General features: G+C 71.9%; 14 protein-coding genes. 4 read left to right on the top strand and 10 right to left on the bottom strand.

Translation table 11 applies throughout. The features are described 5' to 3' along the window. Positions 1-21: 21 nt before the first annotated feature. From AB0D18_RS07420 to AB0D18_RS07400, 5 genes are all read right to left on the bottom strand, one after another. Positions 22-1,362: a glycoside hydrolase family 6 protein gene (locus tag AB0D18_RS07420; RefSeq protein WP_362413887.1), complete on the bottom strand. Its 1,341-nt coding sequence runs from the start codon at positions 1,360-1,362 to the stop codon at positions 22-24. A 501-nt stretch (positions 1,363-1,863) separates the two neighbouring features. Next, positions 1,864-3,030, bottom strand: a complete 1,167-nt coding sequence (locus AB0D18_RS07415) for an XdhC/CoxI family protein (protein ID WP_362413885.1) — start codon at positions 3,028-3,030, stop codon at positions 1,864-1,866. A 68-nt stretch (positions 3,031-3,098) separates the two neighbouring features. After that, the gene (locus AB0D18_RS07410; protein WP_362413883.1) at positions 3,099-4,556 is read right to left on the bottom strand and encodes an NCS2 family permease; all 1,458 of its coding nucleotides are present in this window, start codon (positions 4,554-4,556) and stop codon (positions 3,099-3,101) included. A gap of 361 nt (positions 4,557-4,917) precedes the next feature. Further along, entirely contained in the window at positions 4,918-5,550 is a 633-nt protein-coding gene (locus AB0D18_RS07405; protein ID WP_362413882.1) for a (2Fe-2S)-binding protein, read from the bottom strand. A gap of 2 nt (positions 5,551-5,552) precedes the next feature. Then, a complete protein-coding gene (locus tag AB0D18_RS07400) occupies positions 5,553-6,446 on the bottom strand; it encodes a xanthine dehydrogenase family protein subunit M (protein WP_362413881.1) in 894 nt (297 codons plus the stop codon). 305 nt (positions 6,447-6,751) lie between these two features. On the opposite strand from AB0D18_RS07400, the gene AB0D18_RS07395 reads away from it, so the two are divergent. Then, positions 6,752-8,458, top strand: coding sequence for a PucR family transcriptional regulator ligand-binding domain-containing protein (locus tag AB0D18_RS07395; protein WP_362413880.1), 1,707 nt, complete (start codon positions 6,752-6,754; stop codon positions 8,456-8,458). A gap of 187 nt (positions 8,459-8,645) precedes the next feature. Then, positions 8,646-9,449, top strand: a complete 804-nt coding sequence (locus tag AB0D18_RS07390) for a hypothetical protein (RefSeq protein WP_362414090.1) — start codon at positions 8,646-8,648, stop codon at positions 9,447-9,449. A gap of 89 nt (positions 9,450-9,538) precedes the next feature. Here the strand turns inward: AB0D18_RS07390 and AB0D18_RS07385 are convergent, their stop codons facing one another. Further along, positions 9,539-10,204, bottom strand: coding sequence for a GntR family transcriptional regulator (locus AB0D18_RS07385; RefSeq protein WP_362413878.1), 666 nt, complete (start codon positions 10,202-10,204; stop codon positions 9,539-9,541). Between the two features lie 166 nt (positions 10,205-10,370). On the opposite strand from AB0D18_RS07385, the gene AB0D18_RS07380 reads away from it, so the two are divergent. Beyond that, positions 10,371-11,249, top strand: a complete 879-nt coding sequence (locus AB0D18_RS07380) for a (2Fe-2S)-binding protein (protein WP_362413876.1) — start codon at positions 10,371-10,373, stop codon at positions 11,247-11,249. 243 nt (positions 11,250-11,492) lie between these two features. Continuing rightward, the gene (locus AB0D18_RS07375) at positions 11,493-12,569 is read left to right on the top strand and encodes a DUF2637 domain-containing protein (RefSeq protein WP_362413875.1); all 1,077 of its coding nucleotides are present in this window, start codon (positions 11,493-11,495) and stop codon (positions 12,567-12,569) included. A gap of 58 nt (positions 12,570-12,627) precedes the next feature. Here AB0D18_RS07375 and AB0D18_RS07370 read toward each other — a convergent pair whose 3' ends face one another. The 4 genes from AB0D18_RS07370 to AB0D18_RS07355 form a co-directional block, all read right to left on the bottom strand. Next, positions 12,628-13,017 (bottom strand): ATP-binding protein, encoded by a 390-nt coding sequence (locus AB0D18_RS07370; RefSeq protein ID WP_362414088.1) that lies wholly within the window; start codon positions 13,015-13,017, stop codon positions 12,628-12,630. Positions 13,018-13,380: 363 nt separating this feature from the next. Then, a complete protein-coding gene (locus AB0D18_RS07365; RefSeq protein WP_362413873.1) occupies positions 13,381-15,123 on the bottom strand; it encodes a pyruvate dehydrogenase in 1,743 nt (580 codons plus the stop codon). An 89-nt stretch (positions 15,124-15,212) separates the two neighbouring features. Further along, complete coding sequence (locus tag AB0D18_RS07360) at positions 15,213-17,354, bottom strand: protein phosphatase 2C domain-containing protein (RefSeq protein WP_362413871.1); 2,142 nt, start codon at positions 17,352-17,354, stop codon at positions 15,213-15,215. Positions 17,355-17,486: 132 nt separating this feature from the next. After that, positions 17,487-21,272 carry a S8 family serine peptidase gene (locus tag AB0D18_RS07355; RefSeq protein ID WP_362413869.1) on the bottom strand — a complete coding sequence of 1,262 codons (3,786 nt, stop codon included), beginning with the start codon at positions 21,270-21,272 and terminating at the stop codon, positions 17,487-17,489. Positions 21,273-21,290: the final 18 nt, after the last annotated feature.

Here is a 21,290-nt window from a genome sequence, read left to right as displayed (position 1 = left end):
GCCTGCCGCCACGGACGGCCGTCACTGCCCGGGGTCGGGCTCCCCTTCGGCCACCCCTTCCCCGCCTCCCGCTCCTCCCGCTCCTCCCGCTCCTCCCGCTCCTCCCGGCAGGATCGGCGGGTTCGCCAGTCGTACGAGCTCCAGGGCCTGGTCAGGGAACCAGTCGCCCGCCTTGGGGTCGACGGTGCCGCGCTCCGGGTCCTTGGGACCTGCCGTACCGCGCAGGCACAGCCCGTCGGACTCGCCCGGCGTCTTGATCCACAGCTTGGCGTCGTGCAGCGGGTCGCCGGTGCGGGTGGTGGGCCGGACGCCGAGCCCGCGCCCCGGCGGATTGCACCAGTCCTGCGGATCGGTGTACTTCCCGGCGGGCGGCGTCCAGGCGCCTTTCCCGTTGCGGCTGCTGTCGGTGACGAAGTGCTTCATCTTGGAGGGCGGCGTCGTCACGTTCTTGTCGAGCCAGGCCTGGGCCGCGGCGCGCGGGCCCTTCTGGGAGGGGCAGGCCTCGGCCTTGCCGCCGGCCTCGACGTACGCGAGACAGCTCGAAATCAGCTTCCCGTACCAGGAGTTGGCCTCGTCGGTCTGGTAGTTGGAGGCGTTCGTGTAGAAGCCGGTCGCGGACTTGATGCCGCCCTTGACGAGGCGCGGGACGATGCCTGCGACGTCGTGCCAGGCGGCGTGGCCGGTGTCGAGGTAGACGCGGGTGTGGCGGAGCGCGGCAAGGGTGCCGACGGCGTGGTTGACCTCTTCGTACCGGGCGGCGGTCTTCGTGCCCTGCGCGTCGTCCTGCCCGCAGTCGGAGGGGAGGAGCGCGAGCGCGTCGGGCTCCAGCACGACGATCGCGTCCCGTTTGCCGATGCCGCGGGCGACGGCGTCGATCCACTCCTTGTACTCGGCGGTGGTGCTCGCGCCGCCGGCGGAGTAGTGGGAGCAGTCGCGGCCGGGGATGTTGTAGAGCGCGAAGACGGGGATCGAACCGTCGATGTCGGCATCCCTGGCGATGGCCCGCGCGTCCTTCTCGACGACGTCCGGCTTCTGGTCCCCGTACCAGACCGCGTGCGGCGTACGCACCATACGGACGACGGCCGCAGCCTCTTTGAGGGTGCGGCCGCTGCCGGCGAGCCGGAGGGCCTGTTTGTACGCATCGGGGTTGGCGAGCGGTGTGTACAGGCGGGGGCTGCCGACGAGGGCGGGAGCGGGCGGCCCGGCGGCGGCCGGGGCGCCGCCCACGGGATCGGGTGCGCCCGAGGCGGTGACGGAGGTCATGGCCCAGACGACGCCGGCGGCGAGCGGGGGCAGCGCGGCGAGGGCGAGGTTCCTGGGACGGAAGGGGCGCTTGGAGCTTGAGCGGTGGGTGTGTTTCACCGGGCTCAGGGTCGGCACGGGATCCGTGGGCCGCATGGGTCGCATGGGTCACTCCTGGGTCGCAAGGACGTGCGGGAGCGGTTCCGCACGAGAGTTGCCCAGGGCAATGTCCGCGTCAAGGGTGAGGTGGCTACTGATACGCGCGGGCCGCGAATTAACGGTGCATCAGGGGAAGGGGAGGTGCGATCCGGGAAGAGCGGACGGGTGAGCCCCACCCCGCCCACGGCCCCCTTCAGGGCCGCCCCTTCAGGGGTGCCTCTCAGGGGCGCGGGGAACTGCGCCACCAGCCACCGCACACCCGCACGGAGAACCCCGCCCCGGGCTGGACACCCGCGCCATGCACGCGACACCAGCCGGACGGGCGCCCCTTCAGGGGCGCGGGGAACTGCGCCACCAGCCACCGCGCACCCGCACGGAGAACCCGGCGCGTGAAGGTGGGCACTGCCCCAGCTCTGCCATGCAATGCGGCCACGCCCGTGGGCCGGACCGGACCTGGCCCGGTCAGCCGTTGACCCCCGTGCCGCTCACCGGCATCCTCGACCCGTCATGGTGGATCGGCGTATGCGCCCCGGTGAGCGAAACTCCCGTCCCGCCCCTCCGCGCCGCCACAATCTCCGCGCCGATCGACAGCGCCGTCTCCTCCGGCGTCCGCGCCCCCAGGTCGAGCCCGATCGGCGAGCGCAGCCGTGCCAACTCGCTCTCGGTGACGCCGACTTCGCGAAGTCGTTCATTGCGGTCCAGATGGGTGCGGCGCGAACCCATCGCGCCCACGTACGCGACCGGCAGCCGCAGGGCCAGTTCCAGCAGCGGCACGTCGAACTTCGCGTCGTGGGTGAGGACGCACAGCACCGTCCGCCCGTCCAGGTCCGCCGAGACGGAGTTCAGGTAGCGGTGGGGCCAGTCCACCACCACCTCGTCCGCCTCCGGAAAGCGTGTTTCCGTCGCGAAGACGGGCCGCGCGTCGCACACCGTCACGCGGTAGCCCAGGAACTTCCCCACCCGTGCAAGCGCCGACGCGAAGTCGATCGCCCCGAAGACGATCATGCGCGGGGCCGGCACGCTCGACTCCACGAGCAGCGTCAGCGGCTGTCCGCAGCGCGAGCCGTCCGCACCGATCACGAGGGTGCCCGTGCGCCCCGCGTCGAGCATCGCGCGGCCCTCCGCCGCCGCTGTGCGATCCAGTTCGGGGTGTCCGCCGAGCCCTCCCTCGTACGTACCGTCGGGGTGGACGAGCAGGGCGCGCCCGACGAGTTCCGGCGGGCCGACGGCGACCCGGGCGAGGGCCACCGCCGTCCCCTGCCCGGCGTCGGCGGCGGCGGCGAGCGCGGACCCGAAGACCTCTCGGGCAGGCGAGTCGCCCCGTACCGGTGTGACGAGTATGTCGATGACGCCGCCGCAGGTCAGACCGGTGGCGAAGGCGTCCTCGTCGCTGTAGCCGAAGCGCTCGACCACGCTCTCGCCGTCGGCCAGGGCCTGCTGGCAGAGTGCGTAGACCGCGCCCTCCACACATCCGCCGGAGACCGACCCGAGCGCCTCGCCGTCGCTGTCGACGGCGAGGGCGGCACCGGGCGGCCGGGGCGAGCTCCCGTCCGTTGCCACGACCGTGGCAACGGCGAACTCCCTTCCCTGCCGGGCCCACCGGTGCAGCTCTTCGGCGATGTCCAGCATGGCGGCGGTCTCCTTGGGGAATCGGGGAACGGGTGCGTGGAGGGCCGCAGCAGTTCGCCCAGGGACCTCTACCCGACGCCGAGCCAGCTCTCGATCGGGTGCAGGGCAAAGTACACGACGAAGATCGCTGTCAGTGCCCACATGAAGGCGCCCAGTTCACGCGCCTTGCCCTGGGCCACCTTGATGACGGTCCAGGCGATGACGCCCGCGGCGACACCGGTGGTGATGGTGTACGTGAACGGCATCAGCACGACGGTCAGGAAGACCGGGATCGCGGTCGCCCGGTCGCTCCAGTCCACGTGCCGCGCGTTCTGCATCATCATCGCGCCGATCACGACCAGGGCCGCGGAGGCCACCTCGGCCGGGACGATCGCGGTGAGCGGGGTGAAGAAGAGACAGGCCGCGAAGAAGAGGCCCGTGACGACGGCCGACAGACCCGTACGGGCGCCTTCGCCGACGCCGGTCGCGGACTCCACGAAGACGGTCTGTCCCGAACCGCCCGCGACACCGCCGATGGCACCGCCGGCGCCGTCGATGAACAGCGCCTTGGACAGGCCCGGCATGCGGCCCTTGTCGTCGGCGAGTTTGGCTTCCGTACCGACGCCGATGATGGTGGCCATCGCGTCGAAGAAGCCGGCCAGCACCAGGGTGAAGACGATCATTCCGACGGTGAGTGCGCCGACGTCGCCCCAGCCGGTGAACTGCACCTGGCCCAAGAGCGAGAAGTCCGGCATCGAGACCGCGCTGCCCTTGAGCTCGGGGGCGCCGCCGGTCCAGCTCTTGGGGTCGATGTCGATGATCGCGTTGAGGATGATCGCCAGGACGGTGCCGGTGACGATGCCGATCAGGATCGCGCCGGGGACGTTGCGGGCCTGCAGCATGAAGATCAGCAGCAGGGTGACCGCGAAGAGCAGCACGGGCCAGCCGGCGAGTTCACCGGTCGGGCCGAGCGCGAGCGGCGTCGCCTTGCCGGGGTGGACGAATCCGGCCTTCACCAGCCCGATCAGGGCGATGAAGAGGCCGATGCCCATGGTGATGCCGTGCTTGAGGGCGAGCGGGATCGCATTCATGATCATTTCGCGCAGGCCGGTGACGACCAGCAGCATGATCACGACGCCGTACGCGACGCACATCGCCATGGCCTGGCCCCAGGTCATCTGGGGTGCGACCTGCGAGGCGAGTACGCCCGAAACGCTGAGTCCTGCGGCGAGGGCCAGCGGGACCTTGCCGACGAACCCCATCAGCAGGGTGGTGACGGCCGCGGCGAGGGCCGTCGCGGTGATCAGCGCGGGCTGGCTGAGGACGCCCCCGTCGACGTCCTTGCCGCCCAGGATCAGCGGGTTGAGCAGGAGGATGTACGCCATCGCCATGAAGGTGGTGATGCCGCCGCGCACCTCCCGGGCGACGGTGGACCCTCTCTTCGTTATGTGGAAGTACCTGTCGAGCCAAGAGCGGCCGGCGGGCTGGCGCGTGCCCGCGCCGGCGTCCTCCGCCGTGGCCTTCGGCTCAGTGAACTGCTGGGTCATGGTGCCTTGTCTCCCAAGGTTCAAAGGGGCATCCCCAGTGCCGCGTACGGCAGGGGAATTCGGGGACGATTCGAGGGCTGCACGACCCGGAGGACGGTCCGAGGTGAGCACATGGTGCGGATGGTTCGGATAGGGCGGATGGTGCGATGGAGCTGCCGCTAGCGATGCGGACGTTGGGGGCCCCGGGTGACGGGCGGACGGAAGTGTGAGGTTCCTGGAGGCAGCGCCACCCGGGGAGAATCGAGCGGACCCGACGGTTGGTCAGGCCACGTTGAGGTGGACCCGTAAGGCCGGAGCCGAGTGTTGGCCGGTCGGGGCCGGCCCGGCGCGGGCACGGGCGCCGGTGGTGACGTCCATGGCGCTAGACCGGCTCTTCCTGGCGTTCCTGACGGGCGGCCGCGAGGCGCACCGCGTCGAGGATCTTCTCGTAGCCGGTGCAGCGGCAGAGGTTGCCGGAGAGCGCTTCCCTGATGTCCCCGTCGGACGGGGAGGGGTTGCGCTCCAGCATTTCGTCGGCGGCGACCAGGAGGCCAGGGGTGCAGAAGCCGCACTGCACGGCGCCGGCGTCGATGAACGCCTGCTGGATCGGCGAGAGCGCGGCATCCGGAGCGCTCTCCTCGCCACCCTCGCCACCCTGCGGACGCGCCTGCCAACCCTTGGCGGAGTCCAGGGACGTGCCGCAGGCCCCGGACCCCGACCCGGCCCCGGACCCGCATGCTCCGCCCGGGTGGGCTTGCGCGCGGTGCCTGGAGTAGTCGGCGAGGCCCTCGACGGTGACGACCTCGCGGCCCTCGACCTGTCCGGCCGCGACCAGGCAGGCACACACCGGCAGGCCGTCGAGCCGTACCGTGCACGACCCGCATTCACCCTGCTCGCAGGCGTTCTTCGAGCCGGGGAGACCCATCCGCTCACGAAGGACGTACAGGAGGCTCTCGCCCTCCCAGACGTTGTCGGCCTCCTGCGGCCGGCCGTTGACCGTGAAGTTGACGCGCATGATCAGGCAGCTCCTTCCAGGGTGGCGACGGCGTTGCCGCGGTACTGCTCCCAGGTCCAGCCGAGCGTGCGCCGGGCCATGACGGAGACCGCGTGGCGGCGGTACTGAGCGGTGCCGCGCACGTCGTCGATCGGGCTGCACGCGGCGGAGGCCAGCTCGGCGAAGCGCTTGGCGACGGACGGCGGGATGATCTTGCCGTTCTCCCAGAAACCGCCCTCTTCGAGCGCGGCGCCGAGGAAGTCCTCGGCGGCCCTCGCCCGTACGGGCGTGGGGGCGGCGGAGCCGATGCCGGTCCTCACCGTCCGGCTCCGCGGGTGCAGCGCGACGGCGAACGCACACACGGCGATGACCATCGCGTTGCGCGTGCCGACCTTGGAGAACTGCTGCGGTCCTTCCGCCTTCCTGATGTGCACGGCCCTGATCAGCTCGTCGGGCTCCAGCGCGTTGCGCTTCACGCCCGTGTAGAACTCCTCGACGGGGATCAGCCGCGTACCGCGGACCGACACGGCCTCGACCTCGGCGCCCGCGGACAGCAGGGCCGGGTGCGAGTCGCCGGCGGGAGATGCGGCGCCGAGGTTGCCGCCGACGGATCCGCGGTTGCGGATCTGCGGCGATCCCACAGTGTGGGACGCGAGTGCGAGCCCTGGCAGCTCGGCGCGCAAGTGCTTCATGATCCGGGTGTACGGAACGGAGGCGCCGAGAACGACGTGGTCCTGGCGCACCTCCCACTCCCGCAGCTCACCGATGCGGCCCAGGTCCAGCAGGTACTCGGGACGGCGGCGGTCGAAGTTGATCTCGACCATGACATCGGTGCCACCCGCGATGGGGACAGCGGTGGAGTGCTCGGCCTTGGCGGCGAGCGCCTCCTCCCAACTGGCGGGGCGAAGGAAGTCCATGAGTGGCTCTCTCTTCGATCGGGGGGCGACTGTGCAGGTGCCGGCCTCCGCAAGATTTCGGACACCTGGTTCATGTCCTGTTCATGCGGGGGTGGCCCAAGTACACAAGCCGCGGGGGGCCCGGTGCAGTCACCGAAACCATGAAGGAGTTGGCTGGTCGCCCATCACGTCTTGTAGATTCGAACGAAAGACGGGGATCAGCAACCTCTCCGCAATTCACATGCGTCCCAAATGACACAGTCATCGACCCACTCACTACCGGCCACCCGAAACACTCTCTACACAGAAACGGCGGCGACACGACGATGCGGCTGCGCGCCCTGCTGGAAACCGATGCGCTCGGCCTGCGCCTACTGGGCGGCGAGGACGAGCTCGACCGCACCGTGCGCGGCGTCATGACCACGGATCTCCGCGACCCCAGCCGCTACCTCTCCGGCGGCGAGCTGGTGCTGACCGGCCTGGCCTGGCGGCACTCCCCCGAGGACTCCGAGCCCTTCGTACGGCTGCTCGCCTCGGCAGGCGTCGTCGGTCTCGCGGCGGGCGAGGCGGAGCTGGGCAGCGTCCCGCAGGACCTGATCGAGGCGTGCACCCGGCACCGGCTGCCGCTCTTCTCGGTCGCCGAGTCGGTCGCCTTCGCGACGATCACCGAGCACGTCGTGCGCCAGGTGTCGGGCGAGCGTGCAGGGGACCTGGCGACGGTCGTCGACCGGCACCGCCGCCTGATGACGTCAGGCCCGACCGGCGGCGGCCCCGAGGTCGTCCTCGACCTGCTCACCTCCGACCTGGACCTGCACGCCTGGGTGCTCTCCCCGGTCGGCCGTCAGGTCGCCGGTTCCGACACCCCGCTGCCGGCCGGCGTCGGCCCCGCGCTCGCCGCCGAGCACCTGGCGGCCTGCCGCACCGGACGGCGCAGCCCGCACCGGGTGACCCTGGGCTCCACCGCGTACTCGCTCTTCCCCATCCGTACGGCGGGCAGGGGGGCCGACCGGATCGCCGGGACGGCCGCCTCCCGCGACGTCCGGGAGAACGTCCTGTCCGACTGGCTGCTGGCCGTCGAGGCCGACGCGGGCGACTGGCCGGCGGCCCGGCTCGACCTGCTCCAGGGCGTCACGCAGCTGATCGCCGTGGAGCGCGACCGCCGCGACACGGCCCGTACGGTACGGCGCAGGCTCGCGCAGGAGGTGCTGGAGCTGGTCCAGACGGGCGCGGCCCCCTCGGAGATCGCCGCGAGGCTGCGCGTCGCGGCCCCCGTCCTGCTGCCGGGGCTCGGTGCGGCCCCGCACTGGCAGGTGGTGGTGGCCCGCGTCGAGTGGGACGGCGGCGCCGTGGAGAGCGGCCCTGTGGCGCAGGCGCTGCTGGAGGAGATCCTGGTCGACCCCACGGTCCCGGCGGATTCGATGGCTGCGGCGGCCGAGCCCGCCGACCGTATCGCCGTGGCCCACAGCGGCGAGGAGGCCATCGCGCTCGTCCCGCTCCCCGCCGTCGCCGCCGACCAGTCGGAGGGGGCCGAGAGCCCGGGGCTGCACGCGGAGACCCTGCTGGCCGCCGTCCAGGCGCCGCTCTCGGGCGGCCTCGCCGACGACGGCCGGCTGACGCTGGGCGTCAGCGCCCCGGTGCATTCGGCCGAGGGCCTGCGCGGGGCGCTGGAGGAGGCCAGGCACGCCCGCCGGGTCGCCGCCGCACGCCCCGGCCGGGTCGCGGCGGCCGGACACCACGAGCTCGCTTCGCACGTCCTGCTGCTCCCCTTCGTCCCGGACGATGTGCGCCGCGCCTTCACCGCCCGGCTGCTCGACCCGCTGCGCGACTACGACCGGCGCCACCGCGCGGAGCTCATTGCGACCCTGGAGGCGTTCCTCGACAGCGACGGCTCCTGGACGCGCTGCGCGACCCGGCTCCACCTGCACGTCAACACGCTGCGCTACCGGGTGGGCCGGATCGAGCAGTTGACGGGCCGCGACCTCTCCCGGCTCGAAGACAAACTGGACTTCTTCCTGGCCCTGCGCATGAGCTGACGAAAAGTCACCGGGAATTTACCGGGTCCCCACTGCCGAGCCGGGACCGCCCTTTGTGAAAACATTCACCCGGACCCTTGGCCCCATGCGTCATTTCATGCTGTGATGCGCGCACGACCGCACGTCGACCGGTCGGACTTCACAGCTCAATGGCGCGCTCGGGGAGGGCAATGTGGCGGACACCGCCATGTCGGGTTCCACTTCTGACACAGGAGGAGCCGGAGCAAAGAGGTTCTTCGAGGGGTTCGAGGGAGGCGGGGGGCCACTCCAGACGGCGGTGTGGCGGCTGCGTTCCCGTGGCTGCTGGGCCGACGCGGCAGCCCTGCTGGAAACGCGACCGGGCGCTGCCGCAGCCCTCCAGCGGGCCTCGCTCCTCGTGGAGCGCTGTCTGTTCACGGAAAACGGCTGGCCCGCGGCCGAGGAGGCCCTGCGCGGCGCGGAGGCCCTCGCCAAGGACGACGACGAGCGCGGCAGCGCCGCCTGCGAGCGCGGTCATCTCGCTTACGCGTCAACGGTGTTGGGCGTGCAGGACCGGGCCGACGAGGCCCGCTCCGCGCTCGGCAGGGCGGCGGCCCTGCTGCACCCCAACTCCCCCAACCGCCCGCTCCTGGACTTCCGCCGGGGCCTGATCGCCGAACACCTCTCGGACTCCCCGCAGTCGGCGCGGGCCGCGTACCGCAGGGCGCACGCGGGTGCGACCACCCATCACAAAGCGCTGCTGCTCTCCTTCACGTGGCGCCACCTCGCCGGACTCGCCCTGCGTGACGGGGAGTTGGCGGAGGCGCGGCACGGGTTCGCGGAGTCGCTGCGGATAAGGGAGGAGCTGGGTTACCTGGTCGGCACCGCGCCTGCGCTGGCCGCGCTGGCGGACGCGGAGCCGGAGCCGGAGGCGAGTCGGCTGCGGGCGGAGGCGGCGCGGCTCTTTCACTTGTTGGACGGGGTTCCGACTTGGCTGGCCGCCCAGCTTTCGCCGCCAGCCGCTACCGCCTGAATTCTTCATCCGCGGGTCGGTGGGGCTGGTCGCGCCCACGCGGCGGAGCCGCAAATCCAGCACAGCCCCGCGCCCCTGCAGGGCGCCCCTCAATGCGCCCCTGTGAAGTGTTCTCGTACGAGTGATTGCACGACGGGGAGGTCCTGAGCAATCAGGGCCTCCAGCAGGGCCATGTGTTCGGCCGCATCCGCCACCAGGTCCGCCTGCCGTGGCACCGGAGCGCCCGCCGGTGGCCACTGTGCCCGCCGGTGCAGCCCTGCGGCGACGTCCACCAGTTGGGCGTTGCCCGCCAGGGCGAGCACCGCGCTGTGGAAGGCCCGGTCGGCCTCCGCGTACGCGGTCCTGTCCCCCCTCGCCGCCGCAGCCGTGGCCGCCTCGGCGAGGGGGCGCAGGGCGCGCCAGCGGCCGGGTTCGACGGTGCGGGCGAGCCTGAGCATGGTCGGCACCTCGATCAGGGCGCGCACCTCGGCCAGGTCGGAGAGGTCGGACTCGGCGCGTTCGGTGACCCGGAAGCCCCGGTTCGGGACGACCTCCACGGCTCCTTCCAGGGCGAGTTGCTGCATCGCCTCGCGGACCGGGGTCGCCGATACTCCGAAGCGGGCACCGAGCACCGGGCCCGAGTAGACCTCGCCGGGGGCCAGTTCACCGCTGACCAGGGCGGCGCGCAGCGCGTCGAGGATCTGCCCGCGCACGGAGTGCCGGACCAGTCGGGGCGCTGCGGGCGGACGCCCCCGGTCCTGCTCCACCTGGTCCACCTCCGTTGTGCGTACGTATGTCCGTGTGCAGCCTAGGTGGCCCGTCCGACAGTTCAAACACAGCCGTGATCGGGTAAGGTAAGGCTTACCTGCACAGCCCGCGTGTGCACGTGCGCTGTTCGTCCGTGCTGCCATGCCCCCGCGATGCGATTCGGTGGTCCCCCGCATGACCGTCCCCGCCCTCCTGCCGTCCCCCGCCGCGCGACCCGCCGCCGCCTCTGCCGTCGCGGATTCGTACGCGCGCCTCACCGAGGTCTTCCCCTCGCTGGTCGTACGAGAGCTGACGGACCCGGCCGAGCGGGCGCCGCGCGGCGGCGGCTGGGTCGGCGCGGACGAGCTGGCCGAGGCGGGACCCGCCCTCGACGCGTTCCTGGCCTGGGACAACGCACAGGTGCTGCGCGACTACGGACAGCAGGCCCGCCCCGACGTGATCGCCAGCTTCGCCCTGCACCGGTACGCGTGGCCCGCCTGCCTGCTCGTGACGGTCCCCTGGTTCCTGCACCGCCGGGTGCCCCGGATCAAGGTCGGGGACATCGCCTTCCAGCGGGTGCTGGGCCGGATGGCCGTACGGGTGGAGAGTTTCGCGTGCCTGCCCGGCGACCCGGCGGCGGCACTGCCCGGCGCCCGCGTCGTACCGGACGAGGAGGCACTGCGCAGCGAGGCGCGGGCCGCGCTCGCGGAGCAGCTGGAGCCGGTGCTCGAAGGCTTCGGGCCCCGTATGCGGCGCCGCAAGCACGCACTGTGGGGCATGGCGACGGACGAGATCGTCGAGGGCCTCTGGTACATCGCCCATCTGCTGGGCGACGAGCAGCGCGCGATGGCCGAGCTCGAACTGCTGCTGCCCGGCGCGACGGCCCCCTACCGCGCCTCCGCGGGCTTCCGTGAGCTGACCGGTCCGAACGGCGAGTCGCTGCCCACCCGCGACCGCGCCACCTGCTGCCTCTTCTACACGCTGCGCCCCGAGGACACCTGCACCACCTGCCCCCGGACCTGCGACGCGGACCGGGTGAAGAAGCTGAGCGCGGAGGCCGTTACCTCCGCCTGATCGCCACGCCACCCGTGCGGGTGGCGCTATTCGAACCCAACTCGACCCGATAGAGCGGTGGTTCGAGTTATTGCCACCTATCCGCATGGTGCGGACTCCCCATGGAGTCCTCTTGCACCGAAACCCCTTGTGCACCTCGCGACGTGGGCCAATATGTCGCCGAAACGCACTGAGCGCGATCCGCGGTCCGCGATCCGTCTCCACGGACGCGGTCGCCGCTGCGCTGACGCAAAGGGACTCCGCATGAGAATGACCGACATATCGCTGGACTGGCTGCTTCCTGGCGTCGTGATGATCGCGGGTGTTCTGGCGGCGGTCGCAGTGGTCGCACGTGGCAAGCGCGCGGGCGAGAAGGCGGCCGCCGCCGGCAGCAGCGAGGATTCGTGGGAACGCAGCGAGGAGCGGCGCAGAAGGAAGGAAGCCTTCTACGGGAGCGCTTCCTACGTCCTGCTGTTCTGCTGCGCGGCCGTCGCCGCCGCGCTCTCCTTCCACGGGCTGGTCGGCTTCGGGCAGCAGAACCTGAGCCTGTCCGGCGGCTGGGAGTACCTGGTGCCGTTCGGGCTCGACGGGGCGGCCATGTTCTGCTCCGTGCTCGCGGTGCGGGAGGCCAGCCACGGAGACGCGGCGCTCGGTTCGCGGCTGCTGGTGTGGACCTTCGCCGGGGCCGCCGCCTGGTTCAACTGGGTACACGCGCCCAGGGGGTTGGGGCATGCGGGCGCACCGCACTTCTTCGCCGGCATGTCGCTCTCGGCCGCGGTGCTCTTCGACCGGGCGCTCAAACAGACCCGCCGGGCGGCACTGCGCGAGCAGGGACTGGTACCGCGGCCGCTCCCGCAGATCCGGATCGTCCGGTGGCTGCGGGCACCCAGGGAGACCTTCGGGGCCTGGTCGCTGATGCTGCTGGAGAACGTACGGACGCTGGACGAGGCGGTCGACGAGGTCCGTGAGGACCAACGGCAGAAGGCGCAGAGCCGGCTGCGCAGGCGGGAGCACGAGAAGCTGGAGCGGGCGCAGCTGAAGGCCATCAACCGGCAGCACCGCGCCTGGGGGCGCAGCCGGATCGGCCGTCAGGTGGACGTGCAGTCACTGGGATCCGCCGGATCGGGCTCCGCGCCGCACGCCGTCGCGGAGCCCGCCATACCAGAACCAGGACAACTGCCGCTTCGCAACCGGCCCTCCCTCCAGGCCGTGAAAGGCGCTGGGACCAAGGGAGGTGATCCACGGACGGTCGACCTGACCGCCGAGGACGACACCCAGGCACTGCCCCGGCTCGACTCCCTTGAGCAGAAACTCAAGGACCTTGAGCAGCAATTCGGGTAGCTGCCACCGTGATTGACGCCCCGTCAGGTCACTGTCACGGGACGGGGGCCCGGTCCGGTCAAGTACCGGCCGGGCCCCCGTCCAGTTCGAACCACACCACCTTGCCCGGCCCGTGCCCCTGCATCCGTACGCCCCAGGAGTCCGCGAGGGCCTGTACCAGGAGCAGTCCCCGGCCGTGCGTGTTCTCGTCGCAGCCCGCCGCCGGCCTGGGCTCCGGGAGGCGGGACAGGTGGTCGTGCACCTCGACCCGCAGCTTGGACGCGGCCAGGGTCGCGTGGAGTTCCGCGTCGCTCTCGGTGTGTATCAGCGCATTGGTCACCAGCTCGCTGGTGAGCAGTTCCGCGACGTCCGCGCAGTCCGGGTGCCCCCAGTGCCGCAGCAACTCGCGCAGTGCGCGGCGTACTTCGGGTACGGCGGTCAGATCCGCCCGGTCGAGTCGGCACCGCAGATCGACCGCCCCCCGTTCCCTGTCGGCCGTCTCGGCCGCCTCGCCCGCCCGGGTGTCCCCCGACACCGCTCGCAGGCCCTCCGGAACCGCCCGTACGTCCTCCGGCACCGTCCGTATGCCCTCCGACACCGAGCGACCGTACGGAACCGGCCCGGCCCGACCCGGCTGTTGCCTCGTCATAACCCCCACCCACACCCCGGTTCGGCCCTTTCTCCTCGAACACCCTCACGGAAGGGATTCCCCGCTCCGGGAGCGGCACTCATGTCCGGTAGGACCTGAGTGAAGACCGAGTGCGACGGTTCGCCCCATCGCCCGATACGCGGCTGTCGTTCCGGGCGTACCCGAGCACGCCCTTTGTAGGTCCTAGGGGCGCGGGACGTTCCGCAGGTTGGAGCGTGCCATCTGGACCATGCGGCCCACGCCGCCGTCCAGCACGACCTTTCCGGCGGACAGGGCGAAGCCCTTCACCTGCTGGGCCTTGATGCGCGGCGGGATGGACAGGGCGTTCGGATCGGTGACGACCTCGACCAGAGCCGGGCCACGGTGCCGGAACGCGTCCTTCAGGGCTCCGGCGAGCTGCTTGGGCTTCTCGACCCGGACTCCGTACGCACCGCAGGCACGGGCCACCGCCGAGAAGTCCGGGTTCTGGTTCGTGGTGCCGTACGACGGCAGTCCGTCGACCAGCATCTCCAGCTCGACCATGCCGAGCGAGGAGTTGTTGAACAGGACAACCTTCACCGGCAGGTCGTACTGCACCAGGGTGAGGAAGTCGCCCATCAGCATCGAGAAGCCGCCGTCGCCGGACATGGACACGACCTGACGGTCGCGGTCGACGAACTGCGCCCCGATGGCCTGCGGCAGCGCGTTGGCCATCGAGCCGTGCGAGAAGGAGCCGATGACGCGGCGGCGCCCGTTGGGCGTGAGGTAGCGGGCCGCCCAGACGTTGCACATGCCGGTGTCGACGGTGAACACCGCGTCGTCGTCGGCGAGTTCGTCCAGTACGGACGCCACGTACTCGGGGTGGATCGGGGTGTGCTTCTCCACCTTGCGGGTGTACGCCTTGATGACGCCCTCCAGCGCGTCGGCGTGCTTCTTGAGCATCTTGTCGAGGAAGCGGCGGTTGCTCTTGGCCCGCACCCGGGGGGTCAGACAGCGCAGCGTCTCGCGCACGTCGCCGCACACCCCGAGGTCCAGCTTGCAGCGCCGGCCGAGGTTCTCCGGCCGTACGTCCACCTGGACGATCCGCACGTCCTTGGGGAGGAAGTCGTTGTACGGGAAGTCGGTGCCGAGCAGGATCAGCAGGTCGCACTCGTGCATGGCCTCGTAGGCGGCGCCGTAGCCGAGCAGGCCGCTCATGCCGACGTCGTACGGGTTGTCGTACTGGATGAACTCCTTGCCGCGCAGCGCGTGCCCGACCGGGGACTTGATCCGCTCGGCGAACTCCATCACCTCGGCGTGCGCACCGGCGGTGCCGCTGCCGCAGAACAGGGTGATCTTCTCGGCGTCGTCGATCAGCGCGGTCAGCTTCGCGAGGTCGGCGTCTCCCGGACGCACCGTCGGCCGCGAGGTGACCAGCGCCTGCTCGGAGGGTTCGTCGGAGACCGGCTCGCCCGCCACGTCACCCGGCAGCGAGACCACGCCGACGCCGCCGCGGCCGACCGCGTGCTGAATCGCGGACTGGACGACCCGGGGCATCTGCTTGGGGGTGGAGATCAGCTCGTTGTAGTGGCTGCACTCGTCGAAGAGCTTGTCGGGGTGGGTGGCCTGGAAGAAGTTCAGGCCGATCTCGCCGGCCGGGATGTGCGAGGCGAGGGCGAGGACCGGGGCCATCGAGCGGTGTGCGTCGAAGAGGCCGTTGATGAGGTGGAGGTTGCCGGGCCCGCAGGAGCCCGCGCAGGCGGCGAGCTTCCCGGTGATCTGGGCCTCGGCACCGGCCGCGAAGGCGGCGGTCTCCTCGTGCCGGACGTGCACCCAGTCGATGGCGTCGTTGCGGCGGATGGCGTCCACGACCGGGTTCAGACTGTCGCCGACGACCCCGTACAGGCGCTGGACCCCCGCCTGTACGAGGATGTCGACGAACTGCTCGGCCACCTTCTGCTTCGCCATGACGTGGGCACACCCTCTCGGTCGGACTGAATGACGATCGGTGATCGGTGATCTCTTCTCGCCTGTCCATGAACCCACGAAATATGCGGTTATGCCTCCCAGACCGCTACCGCGGTGCGGTCGTCCGCGTACCCCTTCGCCCTCAGCGTGACGTCCGCGAGGAAGGTGGCGAGGCCGGGCGGGGACTGCTGCCCGGCCCAGCGTTCGGCCAGTTCCCTGGCGAGGGCGGGCTCGCCGCGCACCGGTTCGGCGAGGCCCGCGCTGCTCAGCAGCAGCACGTCACCCGGCCGGGCCACCGAGGCCCGGAACCGGAACGGCGAGGTGGGCGGCACGCTGTCCACGTGCGGGGACGGCGGCGTGGTGATGCCGAGGTCCATGGTGAGCCGGTCGCCGTCCGGGTCCTCCTCTGACATTTCCTCCTCCGCCGGTACGGAGCCGAAGCCGACCACCGGTTCACCGGCGAGGGCGTCCGGGCGGGGCGCCGGGGGCTCGATGTCCTGCCAGACCCCGTCGCGCAGCCGGAACAGGCCGCCGTCGCCGACACCGAAGTAGATCCGGGTGCGGCAGTCCGGGTCGGCGGAGAGCAGCAGGCAGCGCAGGTCGGCGGTGTACTCCCCCGGTTCCAGGCCGCGCTCGGCGGCGTGGGCGCGGAGTTTGCCGTAGCTGCGGTCGGTGAGCCGGTGCAGCCCCGACTTGAGGTCGCCGCGCCGGCCGACCCTTATGTCCTCGGCCAGCCTGGCGTGGCTGCGGCCGACCGATCCGGCGATCCACCGGCAGGCGTCGGCGGCGGCGAGGTGCGCGCCCTCGGCGGCGCGGGCACCGCTGGCGACGGCGACCAGGACGAGGCCGCCGGGGCCATTGCCGAAGCGGGCGGTGAGCAGGGTGTCCCGGCGGGGCTCGCCGCGGTACCTGGCGGAGTCCCCGCGCACGGAGGCCGCCCGCAGGGTGTACGAGCCGTACTGCGCGCCGTCGAGCACGGTGTCCGCGACGAGCCCGTCCAGATCCTGCGGGTCGGCGGCGGCGAGCGCGGTCGGCTCGGCGTCGTAGGTGGGCGGCCCGTCGCCCACGTGGGCGAGGACGGGGCGCGGGGCGGGGGCGAGTGCGGGTTCAGAGGTGGCCGGGGGTGGTGGTGCTGCCGGGGGTACGAGGGGGGCGGCGGGCGGCACCGGGGGCGCTTCCCACTCGGCGGCGGTGCCGGGGTCCTGGCCGCGGTTGCGGTCGCGGCCCGGGTCCTGGCCGCGGTCGCGGTCCTCGTCTCGATCCTGGCCCCCGTACCACCGGGGGAAGGAGGTGGGCAGGGGCGGAATGTCGCGGAGGTGGCCCTCGGCGCGGGTTTCGGTGCGCCGGGCGCCGGGGGCGGGCTCCGTCGGCGCAGCCGGGCCGCCGTCGGCGCCGGTGTCCGCTTCCGGGGCGGGTGGCCGCCCTGCCGTGGCGCCCAGGGCCGGGCTCGTCACGGTGGTCGCGTCCGGGTCGGGGTCCGGCGATGGCGTCCCGTGGGGTCCCGGTTCGTCCCACAGACGGCGGGTCCTGTGGCGGTCCGGACGGGGGCCGGGAGCACCGGGCGGCCCTGGCGGCGAAGGGGGCGGGCCCCAGGTCGAGGAGGCCGACGGGGCGTCATCCACCCGCGTGAACGGGAACGTGGAGACGTCCGCCGCGGATTCCGCAACGGCCTCCGACTCCGCTTCGGCGTCCGCGCCCCGGCTGTCCCGTCCCGGCCCTGCGCTCTCGGCCCCCGTCCTCCTACGAGGTGTCGGCAGCCAGGCGTCCCATGCCCCGGTCGACTCCTGGCCCTCCTCCTGCGACTCGTCCTCCCACGGCTCCTCCCATCCGGACGCGGAAGCACGCGGGTCGGGCCCGAGGGTGCCGGGCGTGCGGGGCGTGGCGGGCCGGGCGGGCGTGGCGGGCGGATCCACGAGCTCCAGGGGCTCCCAAGGGGCCCGGGTCCGCGGCGCCTCGAAGGGGCCGCCGCGTTCGGGGAGGCCGGTCAACTCCGGGTCCCCGCGCGTCGGTTCCGGCGGCGGCGCGGACGGCACGGGCGGTGCGGCCGGTAGGGGCGGGTCGGGTGTCCCGTCCGGCCTCCGGTCGGAGATCATGCCCTGTGTCGAGTCGAAGTGGTCGTCCACGGTGTGGCCCGTGCCCGTCGTCGGGTCGGTTCCCGGGGTGGCCTCGTCGTACAGCCTGTCCCACCAGTCATCCTCGGCGTGCGTGCGCCGCTCCCCCTGCTGACTCATGCCCCTATTGTCCACCGCTGAGGCGATTCGGAAACGGGGCAAGCCGAAAAAATGGTCCGCCGGGCGACCTCACCCCCCACGGGAAAGGCTGCCCGGCGGTCCCTCAGTGGCCGACGCGCGATCGGTGCACGATCAACGTACGTCGTACGCGCGGGCCACGAGCTGGGTGACGGAGTTGCCGTGTGCGTCCGTCAGTTCGGTTTTCAGGGTGACCTGTTTGCCGGTGGCTCCGGCGTGGTCGACGGTGGCCGTCCAACTACCGCCGGAGGAGGCCGTCTTCGCCTCGGTCCAGGTCTTGCCCCGGTCGTACGAGTAGGACAGCTTGGCCGACTTGAGCGCACCCGGGGTGTAGCCCGCGTGGCCCGAGACGGAGAGGCCGATCTTCTGGCCGTCCTTCGCGGCGAGCGTCTTCAGGCCGTCCTCGGGGAGCGCGTAGCCGGGGAAGAGGATCGGGATCGGCACGGAGTAGGCGTTCTCGTCCAGCTCGGAGGTGAACTTCCAGGTGGTGTCGACCGCCTCGGAGCGCTTCCAGTACTGGGCCGGGCCGCCGATCTTGGTGATGCTCTGGGTGAGCTCGTACGCACCCCGCTGTGCCGGGACCTCGAAGACGCCGTAGGGCCAGCCGTTCCTGCCGAGCGACACTCCGTCGCGCTTCAGCTCCAGCGAGCCGATGTCGCCGAAGCTGCCCTGGACCGCCGCGTGTTCGCCGTCGCCCCACATGGCGGACGCGAATCCGATGAGGCCGCCCTGGCGTTCGGAGACCAGCACCGGCTTGCCCTGGCCGTCGCGCGGTGCGGTCGGGACGATCACGCCGCCGTACCAGGTCTCGGTGAGCTTCTGTCCCGGGCGCAGCACCCGGTTCGGCGAGACCATGTACTCGCCGAACGGGAAGCTGCTGGCGAGGGTTCCACCCCAGGCCGATCCGTCGGCGGAGTACAGCTCGGTGCGGGTGCCGGGAACGGGCAGCAGGTCGACGAGCGAGGAGGTGAAGATGCGGGAGCCGTTCGGGCGGACCGCGTCGACGGAGCCGACGAAGTCGGTGGCGACGCCCATGGCGCGGTGGGTGGACTCCACCACGGCCAGCTTCCGGTCCGAAGTGCGGTACTTCCTGGCCGAGTTGAGCGGCCCTTCCTCCTGGAAGGCGAGGTGGTAGACGTACGGGCTGCGGGCGGTGGCCTGCCAGTCGAGCGTGACCGCGCCGTCGGACAGCCGGGCCTTGAGGTCCTTGGCCTCGACGGCCGGGACGGCGAGGACGGGGAGGACTCCGCTGCCGAAGCCGAAGGTCGGGTACCAGGTGCCGGTCGACGGGCGGTGCGCCAGGACGGCGACGGCGCCCTCGGCCTTGGCCGACGCCGCGACCGTACCCAAGTAGGTGTCGTCGTCGGGTACTTCGACCAGGGCGATACGGCCCTTGACGCCCGCCGCCTTCAGTTCCGCGGGGCTTCCCTTGCCCGCGTCGACGAGTGCGGCGCTGCCCTTGCCGTCGAGGTTCACGGAGCCGAGTCCGCCCACGACGGCGTGCAGGGCGGGGCCGCCCTTGACCTTGAGGCTGCTGAGCAGCGGGGCGTTCAGCCGCCAGTAGCTGCCGAACTCGAAGTCGCCCTTGCTCGCGCGGCCCTGGATGTCGGCGTAGTAGCCGGCGACGCCCCGGCCCGCGCTGACGGTGCCGGAGTGCCGCCAGGTGTTCTTCCAGGAGCGGTCGAAGGCGAAGGTGGTGGTGCGCTGCTCGGTGGGGCGGTCCGTGTCGACGCTCAGTCGGTGTGCCTTGCGGGCGTCGAGGACGACCGTGGTGTCCTTCTTGACCTCCAGCTGCGGGTGGGCGAGGTAGCTCAGCGAGCCGACGCCCCGGCCGGTGAGGTCCCCGGCGTCCGGGGTGGCGACGAAGGAGGAGAGGAAGTACGAGCCGGGCCTGACCTCGTAACGCTGCTCCGTCCGACCGTCGTTGGCGCGTATCTCGCCGCTCTCGTCGTCGGTGCCGATAACGTCGAGGGTGCTGGGCCCGGCGGCGGGCTTCCCGTCACGGTCGACGAGCTTGACCCGCAGGGTGACCGTCTCCGGCTGTACGTACAGGGAGAACGGCGTCGAGACGGTGATGCCGCCGCGCCCGGTGGCCAGGACGCGGCCGGTGACGTCGCCGTACTGGGCGCGCTCCAGGCGCGTGGCCGGATCGAGGGTCAGCGGCACCTTGACGGTGGCGCCGGCCGGGACGGTCACACGGTCCTTGCCGAGCCCGGCGATCCGGGAGCGGATGCGGGAGCCGTCGTTGCCGGTGGGCTGCTGGACGGTGAGGTCCAGGGTGAGGGGCCGGTCGGAGGTGTTCGTGTACGGCAGGTCGACGGTGGTGCGGTCGCTGCTGTGCTGCGGCCAGTTGAACGTACCGCCCTGGGCGGCGGGTGCGCCGGTGACCTTGGCGGCGATCGCTGCCTTGATGTCGAGGCGGCCGCCGCCGGTCTCCTTCACGTCGCCGGGGACGACCTTCGCGGAGGAGACCAGGGCCGCCTTGATCTGCTGGGCGGACCAGTCGGGGTGGGCCTGCTTGACGATCGCGGCGGCGCCCGCGACGTGCGGGGCGGCCATCGACGTACCGGACATGGCCTGGTACGCGTACACGCCCCGGCCGCCCGCCGCCGCGGCGGAGATGGCGACGCCCGGGGCGGCGATCTCCGGCTTGAGGTGGTGGTTGACGATCGAGGGGCCGCGGCTGGAGAACTGGGCCGTGCTGTCGTCGCGGTCGACGGCGCCGACGGTGAGGACGCCGGCGGCGCAGCCGGGCGAGGAGACGGAGTTCGCGCGCGGCCCGGAGTTCCCGGCGGCGACCACGAACAGCGTGTTCCTGCTCTTGGCCAGCGTCTCGGCCGCGAGGCTCAACGGGTCGGTGCAGTCGGTGGGTTCGGGGGTGCCGAGGCTCATGGAGACGACGTCGGCCTTCTGGTCGACGGCCCACTGCATGCCCGCGATGATCCACGACTCGGCCCCGGAGCCGCCGTCGTTGAGTACCTTGCCGTTGAGGAGCTGGGTGCCCGGGGCGACGCCCTTCTTCTTCCCGTCGCTCGCCGCACCCGAGCCGCCCACGGTGGAGCTGGTGTGGGTGCCGTGACCCTGGGCGTCGTGGGTGCCGACGGAGTCGGTGAAGTTCTCGGCGGCGGCGATACGGCCCTTGAGGTCCGGGTGCTCGGCGTCGGCGCCGGTGTCGAGGACGGCGACCTTGGTGCCCTTGCCGTCGAATCCGGCGGCCCACGCGGCCTGCGCGCCGACCTGCTTCGTCGACCGGTCGAGGGTGGCGTCGACCTTGCGGTCGAGCCACAGCTTCGCCAGGTCGGAACCGGACCGTGAGCGGGTGTTGGTGACGTCCGCCCAGAAGTCGGCGGCCTTCGCCTTGTCCGCCTTGAGGGCGACGCCGCCGACGGGCGCGAGGACCGGGCCGGGGGTGGCCGCGCGCGGGGTCGGGGGCAGGCCGCGGGCGACGTTCACGGACTTGTCATAAACGGCGATCAGCGGCAGCGACTTGGCGTGCGCGTCGTCGTAACCCTGCCGGATCAGTCCGGAGACGTTGAAGAGCTCCCGGTCGACGCGGCCCGAGGCGAGGGCGCCGGACGCGGACTCGGGGAAGACGTACAGGTCCTTGTTACGGCCGGAAGTACGGGTCTGGAGGACGGGCAGCGTGCCGTCAGGGCGGGGCAGCGCGGTGGCGGCCTCCGGCCCCGAACTCCCGTGCAGGACCTGGATCTTGTCCCCGGTCACCAGGGTGACGAGGAGGACCTTGGCCTGCTGGTCACCCGCCTTCGCACTGCCGGTGATCGGTCTCTTCCCGGCCGCCGGGGCCGTGGGCGCGGGGGCGGCCACGGACGGGGCGACCGCGGTGACGGCGAGGACTGCGGCGGTGGCCGCTCCCAGCGCCGTACGCGATATACGCATCATGCTCCCCAAGTCGGTCAA

Source organism: Streptomyces sp. NPDC048442 (assembly GCF_040651475.1).
In the GTDB taxonomy this organism is placed as follows: domain Bacteria; phylum Actinomycetota; class Actinomycetes; order Streptomycetales; family Streptomycetaceae; genus Streptomyces.
This window is presented reverse-complemented; position numbering and strand designations above follow the sequence as displayed.

Bases quoted from the DNA above. Each gene is read 5' to 3' on its own strand.
- AB0D18_RS07415 (WP_362413885.1), bottom strand. From the start codon at position 3,030: ATGCTGGACATCGCCGAAGAGCTGCACCGGTGGGCCCGGCAGGGAAGG.
- AB0D18_RS07360 (WP_362413871.1), bottom strand. From the start codon at position 17,354: ATGAGTCAGCAGGGGGAGCGGCGCACGCACGCCGAGGATGACTGGTGG.
- AB0D18_RS07375 (WP_362413875.1), top strand. From the start codon at position 11,493: ATGAGAATGACCGACATATCGCTGGACTGGCTGCTTCCTGGCGTCGTG.
- AB0D18_RS07355 (WP_362413869.1), bottom strand. From the start codon at position 21,272: ATGATGCGTATATCGCGTACGGCGCTGGGAGCGGCCACCGCCGCAGTC.
- AB0D18_RS07365 (WP_362413873.1), bottom strand. From the start codon at position 15,123: ATGGCGAAGCAGAAGGTGGCCGAGCAGTTCGTCGACATCCTCGTACAG.
- AB0D18_RS07410 (WP_362413883.1), bottom strand. From the start codon at position 4,556: ATGACCCAGCAGTTCACTGAGCCGAAGGCCACGGCGGAGGACGCCGGC.
- AB0D18_RS07380 (WP_362413876.1), top strand. From the start codon at position 10,371: ATGACCGTCCCCGCCCTCCTGCCGTCCCCCGCCGCGCGACCCGCCGCC.
- AB0D18_RS07395 (WP_362413880.1), top strand. From the start codon at position 6,752: ATGCGGCTGCGCGCCCTGCTGGAAACCGATGCGCTCGGCCTGCGCCTA.
- AB0D18_RS07390 (WP_362414090.1), top strand. From the start codon at position 8,646: ATGTCGGGTTCCACTTCTGACACAGGAGGAGCCGGAGCAAAGAGGTTC.
- AB0D18_RS07405 (WP_362413882.1), bottom strand. From the start codon at position 5,550: ATGCGCGTCAACTTCACGGTCAACGGCCGGCCGCAGGAGGCCGACAAC.
- AB0D18_RS07400 (WP_362413881.1), bottom strand. From the start codon at position 6,446: ATGGACTTCCTTCGCCCCGCCAGTTGGGAGGAGGCGCTCGCCGCCAAG.